The sequence below is a fragment of the Leptospira gomenensis genome (assembly GCF_004770155.1).
Lineage (GTDB): Bacteria > Spirochaetota > Leptospiria > Leptospirales > Leptospiraceae > Leptospira > Leptospira gomenensis.
The window spans coordinates 14,502-28,042 of the sequence record NZ_RQFA01000008.1 but is presented as its reverse complement, the minus strand read 5'-3'; the positions used below and the strand labels follow the sequence as shown (position 1 = coordinate 28,042).

General features: G+C 46.9%; 12 protein-coding genes and 2 pseudogenes. 5 read left to right on the top strand and 9 right to left on the bottom strand.

Annotation, left to right across the window (positions count from 1 at the left end):
- Positions 1-2 precede the first annotated feature (2 nt).
- The 6 genes from EHQ17_RS00825 to EHQ17_RS00800 form a co-directional block, all read right to left on the bottom strand.
- The gene (locus EHQ17_RS00825) at positions 3-1,760 is read right to left on the bottom strand and encodes a UbiD family decarboxylase (RefSeq protein WP_135592709.1); all 1,758 of its coding nucleotides are present in this window, start codon (positions 1,758-1,760) and stop codon (positions 3-5) included.
- Positions 1,757-2,884 (bottom strand): A/G-specific adenine glycosylase, encoded by a 1,128-nt coding sequence (gene mutY, locus EHQ17_RS00820; RefSeq protein WP_246057298.1) that lies wholly within the window; start codon positions 2,882-2,884, stop codon positions 1,757-1,759. The genes EHQ17_RS00825 and mutY overlap by 4 nt, the downstream gene beginning before the upstream one ends.
- A 113-nt stretch (positions 2,885-2,997) precedes the next feature.
- Positions 2,998-3,984: an adenylate/guanylate cyclase domain-containing protein gene (locus EHQ17_RS00815; RefSeq protein ID WP_135592707.1), complete on the bottom strand. Its 987-nt coding sequence runs from the start codon at positions 3,982-3,984 to the stop codon at positions 2,998-3,000.
- Positions 3,981-4,814, bottom strand: coding sequence for an oxygen-binding di-iron domain-containing protein (locus tag EHQ17_RS00810; RefSeq protein ID WP_135592705.1), 834 nt, complete (start codon positions 4,812-4,814; stop codon positions 3,981-3,983). Before EHQ17_RS00810 ends, EHQ17_RS00815 begins: the two co-directional genes overlap by 4 nt.
- Positions 4,815-4,875: 61 nt before the next feature.
- Positions 4,876-5,244: a response regulator gene (locus EHQ17_RS00805; protein WP_135592703.1), complete on the bottom strand. Its 369-nt coding sequence runs from the start codon at positions 5,242-5,244 to the stop codon at positions 4,876-4,878.
- Positions 5,241-7,286, bottom strand: a complete 2,046-nt coding sequence (locus tag EHQ17_RS00800; RefSeq protein ID WP_135592701.1) for a GAF domain-containing sensor histidine kinase — start codon at positions 7,284-7,286, stop codon at positions 5,241-5,243. Before EHQ17_RS00800 ends, EHQ17_RS00805 begins: the two co-directional genes overlap by 4 nt.
- Before the next feature lie 231 nt (positions 7,287-7,517).
- Here EHQ17_RS00800 and EHQ17_RS00795 point away from each other — a divergent pair, with 231 nt between their 5' ends.
- The 4 genes and pseudogenes from EHQ17_RS00795 to EHQ17_RS20340 all read left to right on the top strand — a co-directional run.
- Entirely contained in the window at positions 7,518-8,072 is a 555-nt protein-coding gene (locus tag EHQ17_RS00795; RefSeq protein WP_135592699.1) for a hypothetical protein, read from the top strand.
- A gap of 9 nt (positions 8,073-8,081) precedes the next feature.
- Complete coding sequence (locus EHQ17_RS00790; protein WP_135592697.1) at positions 8,082-9,644, top strand: FAD-dependent oxidoreductase; 1,563 nt, start codon at positions 8,082-8,084, stop codon at positions 9,642-9,644.
- A pseudogene (locus EHQ17_RS20345) lies at positions 9,637-9,813 on the top strand (TetR/AcrR family transcriptional regulator); the annotation flags it as partial. The gene EHQ17_RS00790 and the pseudogene EHQ17_RS20345, both read left to right, overlap by 8 nt.
- A 201-nt stretch (positions 9,814-10,014) precedes the next feature.
- Positions 10,015-10,191 (top strand): annotated as a pseudogene (locus tag EHQ17_RS20340) (TetR family transcriptional regulator C-terminal domain-containing protein); the annotation flags it as partial.
- 143 nt (positions 10,192-10,334) lie between these two features.
- Here EHQ17_RS20340 and queG read toward each other — a convergent pair.
- Entirely contained in the window at positions 10,335-11,291 is a 957-nt protein-coding gene (gene queG / locus EHQ17_RS00780) for a tRNA epoxyqueuosine(34) reductase QueG (RefSeq protein WP_135592693.1), read from the bottom strand.
- A 20-nt stretch (positions 11,292-11,311) separates the two neighbouring features.
- Here queG and EHQ17_RS00775 point away from each other — a divergent pair, with 20 nt between their 5' ends.
- Positions 11,312-11,707, top strand: a complete 396-nt coding sequence (locus EHQ17_RS00775) for an LIC_11502 family protein (RefSeq protein ID WP_135592691.1) — start codon at positions 11,312-11,314, stop codon at positions 11,705-11,707.
- 148 nt (positions 11,708-11,855) lie between these two features.
- On the opposite strand, the gene EHQ17_RS00770 is transcribed toward EHQ17_RS00775, so the two are convergent.
- Together EHQ17_RS00770 and map are read right to left on the bottom strand one after the other, a co-directional pair.
- Positions 11,856-12,773, bottom strand: a complete 918-nt coding sequence (locus tag EHQ17_RS00770; protein WP_135592689.1) for a DUF350 domain-containing protein — start codon at positions 12,771-12,773, stop codon at positions 11,856-11,858.
- Between the two features lie 9 nt (positions 12,774-12,782).
- Positions 12,783-13,541, bottom strand: a complete 759-nt coding sequence (gene map / locus EHQ17_RS00765) for a type I methionyl aminopeptidase (protein WP_135592687.1) — start codon at positions 13,539-13,541, stop codon at positions 12,783-12,785.

Sequence of the window (13,541 nt, the reverse complement as noted above, 5' to 3'; positions counted from 1 at the left end):
TCCTAGAGAGAGTCTATCAGTCCACCAAATCTGTCTTCCACTCTACGCACGGTTTTTTCATCGGGAACGGTCATCGGGGGATACCAGTCCTTAAGACGACAATCCACCACGATCGGAGGGCGAAACCCCGCGTGATTGCGGATCCATTCCGTTTCCGCGTACATGTCTCCCGCAGGTTCGAAACGCGTAAACACGGACCAGATAAAATCGTGATCGGAACGAGTAACGTCTTCGGAATCATCCACCAAAAACACGAACAAAAATCCGCGGATACTTTTTTCCCGGAGAAGTTTGGCGGGAATTCCGTCCTTTCGTTTGTATTTCGGTCCCGATACGACCAATACACCCGGATAGGCGACCTTTGGATTCTTAAACAAGCCGCCTGAAAATTTACCGGAATACCCGGACTTTAAATCGTTTTTTTTGACGCCGGATCCAAGAAAAACCGCCTTACTTCCCTTGTTCACTTCCGGTCCGGTGTAATCCAGAGTATCCTGGGAGATGTTGGAAAAAATATGAAGATCCGTAATAGGATTCATTCTTTCTAATACTCTAATAAATGTTTCTCTAAAGTTCTTCAGATCCACTCTCTGATCCGTGACTAACAAAACCTTAGTCAGGGATAACTGCCCTTCCCCCAAAATCCGAAGCGCCCCAGTAAACGCCTCTCCCTTGTATCTTTCCTTAACGATTGCCGCCGCAAGGGAATGTACGCCGGATTCTTCGTACGCCCATATCCCTTCCACGGCCGGCATGACGACGGGAAACATCGGAGATAAAAGATCCTGAAGATACTCAGCGATCCAGTGATCCTCTTGCGGAGGACGGCCGACGACTGTAGCCGGCCAAACCGCGTCTTTGCGATGAAAGATTCCGCTCACACGAACGACAGGATATTCGTGTTTTAATGCGTAATAACCGTAGTGATCCCCGAACGGTCCCTCCGGTTTGCGGATCTTCGGGGGAATTACGCCGGCGATCATAAAATCCGCGTCGGCAACGATCGGAAGCGGAGACAGATCCGAGTTTTTGTGAATCCGCAGTTTTTCACCTAACAACAAAGAGGCGAGAATCAATTCACTGATTTCCTCCGGCAGAGGGGCGATCGCAGCGATCGTCAAGCCGGGTGGTCCTCCGGCATAAATGTGCACGGGGAGGGAACGACCTTCCTTTTCCGCTTCGTAGTGGTGATTTCCCCCTCCGCGGTGGATTTGGATATGCATTCCGGTTTCCAAAGGACCGTGTATTTGCACCCTATACATCCCGAGATTTCCCTTTCCCGTTTTCGGACTTTCGGTATAAACGAGAGGAAACGTAATAAAACGCCCCCCGTCCTTCGGCCAGGAAAGAATTGTAGGAAGTTCATGCAAAGATTCTAATGTATTTTCTAAAACGGGGGCGGAACCGACTTTTTTTAAACCGACACGAAGAGCTTGAAACGCGAGATGTCTGAGTTCCCATATTTTTTTAGGAGACGGGGGAAGGATATTTTTGATGGTAAATGCGATCTTCTGCACGAACCGAACGGGATCCTCGCCGAACGCGATCCGTATCCTGTTCTCGGAACCGTAAAGATTGGTCGCGACCGAAAACTTGGAACCTTTCACGTTCGTAAAAAGGAGCGCCGGTCCGCGTTTGGCCACCACCCTCCTTTGAATTTCCGCCAATTCCAGAACCGGATCCACTTCCTCGTTTATGACCAACAGTTCTTTATGTTTTTCTAATTCTTTTACGAATTGGGAGGTGGACCTGAGTTTCATACGTTTCCTACCGGGAGTTCCCGTTGTTTATCCAGTTTATTTTTAAGTTTCAGCAGCTTTCCCGAAATGGAGGAAGGGAATTCCTCGTTTAACGCGGATTCGTCAAACCACTTCCATTCCAATCCGGGGATGGAGGCGATTTTTTTTTCGACGTCGATTCTGATTTTTGCATCCAATTCGCAAAACCGAAGACGGATTTTGTGGTTGGTTATGGAGTGTCTCGCATTCGATCGATTTTGTGACAAACCCGGATCGGAAAAAAATTCATCCAGCCAGGGTTCGTTTTCGTACGGATGTTTTCCCTCCACACGAAACGGAAGCGAATATATGGTTTTAAAAAATCTTCTGCCAGGATATTTAACCGCTAAAAGTTTTCCTTCGGACCGAAGAAACAAAAAGTTCAAATCCAAATCGATCCAGTTGTCAACGACCTTGGACGCGGGAATTTCTTTTTCCTTTCCGGACGCTTTCGCCCCACAACGGTCCAGCCAAGGACAAGCCGAACAATTGGGAATCGGGACACAAACCAAGGCACCCAACTCCATCATGGCTTCGTTGTGATCTCCGGGGAAATCAGGATTAACAAACTCCTGTGAGAGCGTTTTCAAAAACCGTTCCGTCGCGGAGGAGGAAGGGTCCGATTCGACCAAAAACAAACGGGATAAAACGCGTTTAACGTTTCCGTCTAACACCGCGTAGATTTTATTATACGCGATCGAAAGGACTGCGGAAGCGGTATAACTTCCGACTCCGGGAATTTCGAGCGCTTCTTCGTATGTTTTCGGAAATTCTCCCGAGTGACGATCCACGATCAGAGTCGCCCCCTTTTTTAGATTTTTCGCACGGGAATAATAACCGAGTCCTTTCCAATACCGCATCACTTCCTCTTCGGAAGCGTCCTTGAGTGCGTACGGCGTCGGGAAACGTTCGAGGAATTTCTCGTAAATCGGAAGCATCGCGGCGACCCGCGTTTGTTGAAGCATGATCTCGCTGACCCAGATACGATATGCGTTCTTGTTGATTCGAAACGGTAGGTCTCGTTTGTATTTTCGGAACCAATGCAACAGGGAGGTTCTCAGTTCGGGGAAGGATTCTGATTCGATTCGGATGGATTGTGGATTCACTGTCGTAAAGAAAGCCGGTTTCTTTACATGGAACGACACGCCAAGGCGAGGTAAATCCTGTTTTGAATCCGGAACGCATTTTTATGCGGGGGAAAAACCGGATTGTGTAGGTTCTAATCCCTCAGCAAAGTGCGAGTCGTTTTTTCGGGACGAACCGGATTCGAAATATGGTATTTACCGTCCCGAAACATGACGTGTTTTCCCGCTTCCAACGAATCATACAAACGTCGGAAACCGGGGCCGGGCAACGTTTTCGAACCGGCTTCCGCAAGTTTTTTTTTGATCTGATCCACGGTATATAAGTCGTGACTTCCCACACCTTTGAGTTCTTTCAAACCGATATACGTACAATCGAAATAGTCGCGCACGTCGTTGTAGATCGATTTCGAAACCGTGATCTTTCCCGGTTCGGCTACGTTTTCGATGCGGGAAGCGAGGTTCACGGTATGTCCCCAGATGTCGAACGCGATCTTAGTGTGTCCGACCACGCCGGCGATCAAAGTACCGGAATGGATCGCGATACGAAGTCCCCAAGCGTCGTCTCCTCGTTTGAGTTTTTCCCTTTTTTTACGCTCTGTGTATTCCATCATTTTCAAAGACGCGAGAATCGAATCCAATTTAGCGGTTCGTTTGTAACCGCCCAAACCGCCGACCGCGAGGAAAGCATCCCCTATGGTTTTCACTTTTTCGATTCTATGACGGACGCATATCTTTTCGAATTCGTCGAAGTAAATGGAAAGTTCCTTCAGTAATTCATTGGGACTCATATAACGGCTGATATCCGAAAAACCGACGAAGTCCGTGAGAATGACCACCGCGTTTTCATGCTGAATCGGTCTCACCTTTCCACGTAGTTTCAACTCTTCGATCATGTACTCCGGAAGAATATTCTGAAGCAGTACGTCCGCTTTTTTTTTCTCCTCAAGAATGCGATTGCGATCGCTGTTGACGATATGATTCATCATTTCCCGGGTTAACGATTCCTTGTTCCGATAACGTACGATCCGACTCAACGCACGATAATAATCCTCTTCCCTACGAATGATGTCTTCCGGAGTACCGATCGCGATACTTTTAGCGAATTCGGCCAGCTCGTTCAACGTAATTCACCTCTTCTAGCCTTTTGGATCGAATCGTCCTTCAGAAGATCGAGACCGCAGGGAAGATTCCAGAGTTCGTCGATGATGGCCGGAAGTTGTTCCTTACGGATGATCTGGCCGTGTTGAGGAGCGATCACTTCCGCGTCAAAATCCGAAATCTTTAAGAGCGCATAACGTAACGCAAGATTGGAAGGGATATACGCCTGCATAAACGCCTTCATATGATCGAGCGCTTTCGTGTCGTGATAGAGCGACCATTCCTTGCCGAGTCCGCCCAAAATGTCGCTGGTAAAAAGTACCTTGGATTTCACGTCGTACGTAATCATGGCGCCCGGGGAATGTGCGAACGGAGTGCTGACGAATTGCAGCTTTCTACCGCTCGGAGTTTCGAAATCGGTCAAACCGTCTCCGATTCGTATGATTTTCCCCTTAACCCCGTAGTGTTTGATCAAATAAACGGTCCGTGTCTCAGCGACGATCTGCACGGGACTATCACCGCTCAAATCCTCGAAGATAGGAACGTTCGCACAAAGGTCCGGATCCTGGTGTTGTAGAATGATCGTTTCGATTGAATCCGGAGCGACTAAGGAAAAAATTTTCCGAGCCACCACGGGAAAGTCGGGAATGGAACCGGGATCGATCAAAATGGTGCTGTCACCGTTTTTGATCATATACGGATTACAATGAAGCGATTCCCTTTCGTCGTAAAAACCGGTCCAATAGATGTCTTCCGCGATTTCGACCGCATAATTCGTGTCGATTTCCAGGGAAAGTTCCCTCGAAATACCGGAGGAAATACCGTTCTCTAACGTTTCTTCTGCTTCTGCCAAACGACCGAACTCCTAATCGAAATAGATTCAATTATTATGATATTTTCGGTTTACAAATATTCTATTTTTCGTATGTAAGAAGAAGCGCCTTGATCCTTTCCACGTTAACCGGCTTGAACAAAATTTCGCTTACGCCGACGCGTTTCGCCTCTTCTATAATCTCAGGTTCCGAAAAGGCCGTCATCGCTGCAATCGGAATATTAGAATTTTGCTCTCTAATCCTTCGCGTAAGCTCTATACCGTCTAGTAAGGGCATCTTAATGTCGGTAATTACGACGTCCGGATTATACTCAAGGAATAGATTCCAGGCAACTTCTCCGTTTTCGGCGGAACATACGGAAAATTGAAAGCGTTCCAAAAACCGTACCATCATGATACGAATCAACTCTTCGTCCTCGACGTAAAGGATTTTCAACGAAGGCGCGTTCATGGAAGTTCTATCCGTATCAAAGCGCCCTTACCCTGATTTTGCGCCTGGATCCGTCCACCCATGTTGTTTTCTATGATCGACTTGGACATATAAAGGCCGATGCCGGTTCCTTGCCCTTGGTCCTTGGTGGTAAAATAGGGTTGAAAAAGTTTTTCGAGTATTTCAGGCGCGATACCTCCGCCGTTGTCGCTTAATAACACCACTTTTAGATCGCCTTCCTTTCTTAATTCCACACAAATCTCAGGATCGTCGGGTTTATTCTCCGAAATCGCGTCCCTGGAATTCGCGAGGACGTTCAAAATGACCTGGGAAAATTCGTTCGGAAATCCGAAAACCTCGTAATCTTCCTCTGAATTAAAGAATATTTTAATATTTTGATTTTTTAAACTTCCTGAAATAAGGGAGACCGTCTTGTTTATTACGGTTTTAAGGGAAAACTTCTCCTTCGTTTTATTCGGACGAAAATAATTCCTAAAATCGTCGATAGTGGAAGACATCTGCTCCAATATTTCCATGATCTTTTTCGTGTTTTGGGAAATATATTTTTCGTCCAAATCCCCCGCGGCGAAAACGTAGTCCAAATCCTGTACGAGTAGACCGATTGCATTCAGAGGTTGTCTCCATTGATGGGCGATGTTACCGATCATTTCCCCCATATCCGCGAGACGCGACCGTACGATCATGGTCTTTTCCTGTTCCCTTCTGCTCGCGATTTCGGATTCCACTCTGGCTTCCAGACTTCGGTTCAGTTCTTCGAGGGCATCCGTTTTTTCCAGCAATTCCGTTTCCGATTTTTTTCGTGCGGTGATGTCCCGGATCACTCCCACGAAATAACGGTTCTGGTTTTGAAAAAATTCGGAAACGGCCAACTCGACCGGAAAAACGCTTCCGTCTTTTTTTCGAGCGGCCACTTCCCTTCCGATTCCGATGATTTTTTTCTCGCCCGTTTCCAGATATCGATAAAGATATTGGTCGTGTTCGGAATGATACGGCTCCGGCATCAGAAAGTTCACGTTTTTGCCGACTACCTCGGTGAAATTGTATCCGAACATTTTTTCCGCCGCCGAGTTGAACATGATGATCGTTCCCTTGGGCGTGATCATAACGATCGCGTCCACGACCGTTTCAAAGATCGCCTGAAAACGTTCGTCGCTTTCCCGCATGGCGTTTACCGCCAAAAATCTATGTTCACTTTCTCGAATATTCTTTAAACCTAATTCAATATCGCCGGATATTCGGATGTAAGCGTCCGTTTCCTCTTCCAAAAAGAAATTTTTCCGTTTTGAAAAAAGGCAAAACACCGAAGTAAGTTCTCCGAGTAAAAAGATCGGAAAAATCCCCATAGATAAAAGTCCCGCGCGAACACATAGATTCTTCCAGGAAACGAAATCTGAAAGTTCTTCTATGTCCTCGATGATCACAGGAGTTCCGCTTTTTACCGCCGCCAATCCCGGTCCCAAATCCATCGCTTGTGTTTCCGGATCGGCGAGAGAAATCGTTTCCCCCGCGAACGCGACTTGGAAAACGAGATTTTTTCCCGCTTCGACGGTGGCAAAACAAACCAAACCGAAATTCTCCTTCTCCTCTATTAGAATTTTGCACACTCCTTCATACAATTTCAGGACGGACTTGGCGCGGAGGATCCATCGGTTGATTTCTTTCGAACTCAAATACGAACGATTGATCTCCACGAAACGAGCATCGTGGTCGGGGCGTCGTGTTTCGGTTTCGGGAAGAACAACTCCTTCCACTTCGAAAACCTCTTCGTCCTTAAATATTTTACGCAGGAATACGGATCGTTTTTTGAAAAAACCAGACTCGGTCGTAAATTCGACCGAAACGATCAGCTTGTCCTGAAATGCGTCTTTTGCAAACGAGACGATACGATCGGAAACCGATTTCGTAAATCGAAATAGGCTTTGTTCGGTTTCTTGGATCTCAAGGAACGAATGAAACTCTTCGTTCGAGGAAAGATAATTACCCGAGCGGTCCGAATGAAAGATTGGCGGTTTGTATTCCGTGGATTCTGATTTGGAATTCATGGATTCGAATCGTTTCCTCAAAAGCCGAAGAGCTGGAAATTAGATCAGATTTTTCGCGTTTTAAAAACCTTTTTCAACCCATTCGAACGTTTCCCGAACGAGTCTTCGCCGATCGTCGAACAAAACCAACGGATCGGATTCCCGTGGGTTCCCGTAAGCGGATCCTATTTTTTCCTTTTTTGATTTACAGATTTTACGGGTCCATAATTGTACTGACCATTCGGTACAATTATGAATTCAATCCAACTCAGTCGAAAAAAATTCATCGGTGGATCCTTGATCGGTCTGTTCCTGTTCACGACGACCGCCTGGGTTCTAAAATCCTTCCAAAAAACCGTGGGACTTTTTTTCGGTCCGCGGGAAGAAGACGTACTACGATCTTTCGCGAAGGCAATCCTACCCGATTCCGAAGGATTCCCGGACGTCCGTACCGCGCAGGTGATCGAACGTCTGGACGAGGAGTTTTTTTTTCTGGAGGAAAGTATCTCCGGGGATTTCGCGTTGGCACTTTCCCTTTTGGAATATCTTCCCGTTCGATTCGGATATTGGAACCGGTTTTCGCGTCTTACCCCGGAGGAAACTCGAACCTTTTTGAAAACCGCCTTGGAAGACGAATCGGAATTCGTACGTCTCGTGGTTTCCAGCGTTCGAATGGCGATCTTTCTGGTTTACTACGGACACAAAAGTACTTGGAAAACGATCGGTTACGACGGTCCGTTCGGAAACTTTCCGGAAACGTTAAGCGAATCTCGAATATATTATAAAAATCTCATACGAAAAAAATAGGAGATACGTATGTCCGGAAAAATCTATGAATGGAAACACATCGACGCCGATCGGACAGTAACGGCGGACGTCTGCGTGGTGGGAACGGGTTGCGGCGGTTCCACGATCGCTCTTCAACTCGCACTGGCCGGTAAAAAAGTCGTTCTGATCGAACAGGGAGGTTACTATCATACGGGAACCTTCGACAATCACGAGTTGAATATGGCCGCAAAGGTTTCCGGAGAAAGAAATCTCGCGACCACCCAAGACGGAACGATCAATATCGTATACGGGAACAACGTGGGCGGGGCTTCCGTTCACTATTGGGCGGACAGTTATAGGACACCGAACGACAAACTTCTCCTCTGGGAAAAAAAATACGGAATCCAAGGACACACGGAAACGGACCTGGCTCCCTTCTGGCCGATCCTCGAAAAAAGATTGAACGTACATCCCGCCGAAGACCAATTTTTCAACCGTATGAACAGTCTGGTGCAGACCGCCTCACACGCGTTAGGTTGGGAAGGAAGAAGGGTTCCTCAGGCGAGAAAAAATTGTCAGAAGTCCGGTCACTGTATGCAGGGTTGCGCGTTCGGAGCGAAACAGAGTCAACTCGTAACACAAATTCCCATGGCGGTCGCGGCGGGGGCGGACATTTACGCCGATTGTAAGGCCGTCGAGTTGGTAGAAAAGGACGATAGGATCGAATCCTTACGCGCTCGAATCATCGATCGAAGAACCTTAAAGGAAAACGGAATCGAACTTTCCGTAAAGGCGGAAGTATTCGTCGTAGCAGCGGGAGGTTTCGGAAGTTCCACTTTGTTGTTGAAAAACGGATGGAAGAAAAAACTTCCCGCTCTCGGAGAATTCGTATCCATCAATCCGACCGTGTTCGTTCATTCCCTGTTCGACGAGGAAATCATACAATGGAGAAATATTCCGGCGGCTTACGGGGTGGAAGAATTTCGATTGGCTCGTTACGACGAAAACGGAAACTATCGGGAAGGCGGCTATATGCTGATGCCCAACCAATTACAACCGGGCGCGTTAGGCGCCACACTTCCCGGATTCGGGGAACAACACGAAAGATATATGAAAAATCTTCCTCGATTGGGGGGAACCATCGCTTGGCTGGACGACGTGGAGACGGAATTGGGAAACATAACCTGGAGCAAAAACCGAAGACGAGTGAATTATTCCTTCGGACCGATCACGAAAAAAATGATGAAAGACAGTTACAAAAAGCAGACTCTCCTCAACTTAAAAGCGGGAGCCAAAGAAGTCTTGATACCGAATGCATCGGGTTTAACGATTCGTTCTCCGTCGGAACTGAACCGTATCGACGAACTTACGCTGGAACCGGTGACCGCAATGATGGCCGCGCCTCATCCCGGAGGCGGATGCAGAATGGGTTCCGATCCTAAGACGAGCGTTGTGGACAGTTCTCATCGAGTTCATGGAACGAAAAATCTTTATGTGAGCGATTCCTCCGTGTTTCCGACTTCTTCTTCCGTGGATCCTAGTTTTACGATTATGGCCTTTAGTATGGTCGCGGCCGAGAAAATTCTGGAACGTTCGGGAAAACATGGCTAATTCAGGACCGACTTCCAGAGGAAAAAACACGAGGGAAAAACTTCTCTCCGATTTTAAACATCTCGTTTCCATCCACGGAATTTTGAATACGAGTTTGGATCGACTTTCCGAATATTCCGGAACCGCAAAAAGCAGCATCCTCTGGCATTTCGGTTCGAGAGAAGGTCTCGTAATCGAACTCGTGGATCGTCTGTTTTTGGAAGTCGAAACCTCCGTCCGGGAAGGACTGACCGCCGGAGAATCCGTCCTTCCTCCCTTGTTCGAAAAATTCGCCGATTTTTTTATAGGAACCCCCGAAGCAAACGGAATCTTTTTCACGTTGATTCTGAACGAATCCTCCGACTCGAAGGCGCGTAAGAAGGTCTTCGAAATGTACCGCGGCTTCCGAAAGAAACTCGCAGAAAATATTTTATTCAAAAATTCTAATGTAGCAGAAACGAATTTAAAGACCGCGCTTTTATTGGCGCTCATCGACGGGCTGTATCTACAATGGTATTTGGATCCGGAGGAGGTTCCGTTAAAGGAGGCTCTTCGTATGGCGCAGGAAATGTTAGTTCAGTATTACGAAACGACGGGTTCCGTCCCCCCCGAACGTAGATCCTCCGCAAAATCCGCACCCCGCACCGTTTCGAAAAAAAGCGCGATCGAAAAAAGAAAAACATCCCATCGATCGAAGTAGTAAAAATCGGATCAGGATTCCTTTTCCCGTTCGATACTCCGTTTACAAAGTTCTACGTTTCTGCGGAACATGGAAAAACTCATCCTCGAAATCGCCGAATCGCCGAAGTTTCCGCGAAAGTCCTCTTCGTCAAACCCCAGAATGGAATCCGGATTTTCCCGAAACAAAGCGCGGGCCTTAAACTCTTCCCTGCGGGTGCGAACTCCCTTTTTAGCGGCTTTTACCCGATTCCAGGGACAAACGTCCTGACAGATATCACACCCCGCGATCCATCCAAACGTATCGGGAATCACATCCGAACGATCCTCGAGCGTATGATGTGAAATACATTTCCCCGCGTCGATTTCGTACGGACGTAAGGCTCCGGTAGGACAAGCGTCCAAACAAGCGGTGCACGTTCCGCATCGGTCCCGAACCGAAACCGCGACCGTATGAATCGGAAGATCCGTAAGTAGAACCGTAAGAAAAAAAAAGGAACCGAACTCCGGATGAATTAGATTCGTGTTCTTTCCGATCCAACCCAAACCGGCTTCTCGCGCGAGCACTTTTTCCGGAACCGGAAGAGAATCCACTCCTTGTCGAAATCGGTGATGAGGATATTTTTTTTGTAACGTTTCCAAAAGGGAAGCCGCCGATTTTTTCAGAACACGATGGTAGTCTTCGCCGATCGCATACTTTGAAAATCGAAATGACATCGTTTTGCTGATTTTATCATATTCCGGATCGTTATAGATCGTCCCGAGTACGATGACCGATCTCGCTTCGAAGCCGATATTTTTGAATTCGAGTCGAAGTTCCATGTTTTTCGGATACCAATCCATTCTTCCGTGGTTTCCGTTTTTTACCCAGGAAAGAATTTTCGTCTTATCCTCTTCGGGAACGAACGCTTTACAAATTCCGTAAAGTTCGAAACCGGAGTTTTCAATCGGTTCGGCGAGTTCGGAAATTATTTCTTTACTTTCTATCATAAATTTGATATATAAAGTGTATGCGAAAAGAGTTATCTGAAAAAATCAAATTTCCGAAGACGGAACATTCGCTTCTTCCTAAACACTCGAAACGTATTTCTTACGCGGACGCGATCGCCGCCGTTCGATTGGTATCCATGCCTCGGGAAAAATTCTCCAAACAGATCGTATTCGCTTCTCTCGTCGGCGCTCTTCGGGGATTTCAGGAGCGCGAGTTAAAACCGTTTCATTCCAATCATAGGATCGTTTTTTCGGAATTGAGCTCCGAAATTTTTAAGGTAGTTCCTATCCCGTCTTCTTCCGCGTCTTTGAACTACGAGGAAAGGATTCGATTCCTAAAAGAAGCCTTCGAATACGGTATCAGAAAAGTCTATCATCTCGAGTGGAAACTCTATACATCCAGAGAAATTTATTAAACGACATCGATGCGAAAGGTCTCGGCGTTGAATCGTTTTTTTAGAATTCCAAGTTTCGGACGCAACACCTACGACGTGCGCGCCGACGTTTCGAATCTCGAATCCCACGTTTTCCGGTCATACGCGCTAAAAATTGACGGACAAAACCTCAAACCGCGAAATACAAAATCCCCGCGAAACAGATCAGAACCACCGCTTCCAAAACTCCGACCCCTACGTTTTGATCCCTACTAATTTCCTCTTTTAACGTACTTCCCGGAAGGATGATCGCGTCTGTGATCAGTCGAACGGCCGGAATGACAACGAGTCCCAAGACAAAATCCAAAACGATATGAAACAAGGTTTGTTCCATCGAAATCGGATCCTTGTGTAAGGCCCTTGCGATGATGATCCCCAAAGCGATCAAGGCCCCACTGTAGGAAATTCCCGCCGCCAAGTTTTCCTTTTGTTTTAATTCCAGATCCAAGGAATACGGAATCATTTTTTTATAGACGATCGTAAATAGAATGAGCGCCAACTGTCCTATGCAGAAAAACAAAATTCCGAGAACGGTTCCGTCCAAAAGTTTTTGGACCGGTTCGAGCAAACCCCATTCTTTCCAGAAAGAAAATAAAAGACCGGAATTGTCCCCGTTTAGAGAAGCCGCGATGATAATCGAAGAAGCGACGCTACTTCCGAAAACCAAGGCACCCACCGCGGTATTTTTGCCCATATAGACGAGTTCGTTCAGATCCAAACTGCGGAAGATCAGTTTATCGTTGATGAAGTAGGAAACGTTTAAGAGAAGAATTCCCAAAATTCCGTAATACAAAACCTGAAAACAATCGGATACGAAATCTCCGGCGGGAGAGGAAAGGATCACGAGAAGGATGAGCGTTAAACCGAAGTAATAGCCCGCAAGACCGGAGGAAACCGCGGTGTTGTTGCGGACCACGATCTCGTGATCCAAGTCGCCCGGTTCGATCCAATCCTTGATTTTTTTACCGATGTAAAAGAGAAGAAAGCTGATTAAAAAAAATACCGCGTCTTTACCGAGCGAGCTAAGATAACCGAGTATCGTTTCCATGCCGCCAGATTAATCCGATATGGTCAAAATTTCATAGCCTTTTTCGGTGACAAGAACCGTGTGTTCGAATTGCGCCGACCACTTACCGTCCTTTGTAGTTACGGTCCAGTGATCCTCTTTGGAAAAATTCACTTGCCAGGTTCCTAGGTTGACCATCGGTTCGACGGTGAATATCATTCCAGGTTCCAATTTAGCGAGTTTGCGATTTTGACGAAAGTGAGGAACTTGCGGATCTTCGTGAAACCCTCTACCGATTCCGTGTCCCATCAGATCCCGTACGATACCGTAACCCTTGGGGGTGAGAAAATCATCGATCGCGTTGGAAATATCGTTCACTCGATTGCCGGGTCGAATCTGTTCGATCCCGATGTACATCGCACGTTCCGTATCACGCACCAAAGTTTCCACCGTGGGATCCGTTTTCGCACCGACGAGAAACGTACGGGAGGAATCTCCGTGGTATCCGTCCAAAAGAGGAGTCACATCCACATTGATGATATCTCCTTCCTTCAATACTTCCGTCGCTTTCGGAATCCCGTGACAAACGACTTGATTTACGGATGTACAAACGGACTTCGGAAATCCTTTGTAACCGAGAGGAGCCGATTTCGCGCCGTGTTTTCGGGTAAATTCCTCGCAGAGATCGTTGATCTCCAACGTCGAAACGCCCGGCTTCACGTAAGAGGAAATATAATCCAAAAGTTTAGCGGCCAGTTTCCCGGCCGCTCTCATTTTTTCGATTTCGCTCTTATTTTTGATGAAGATCAA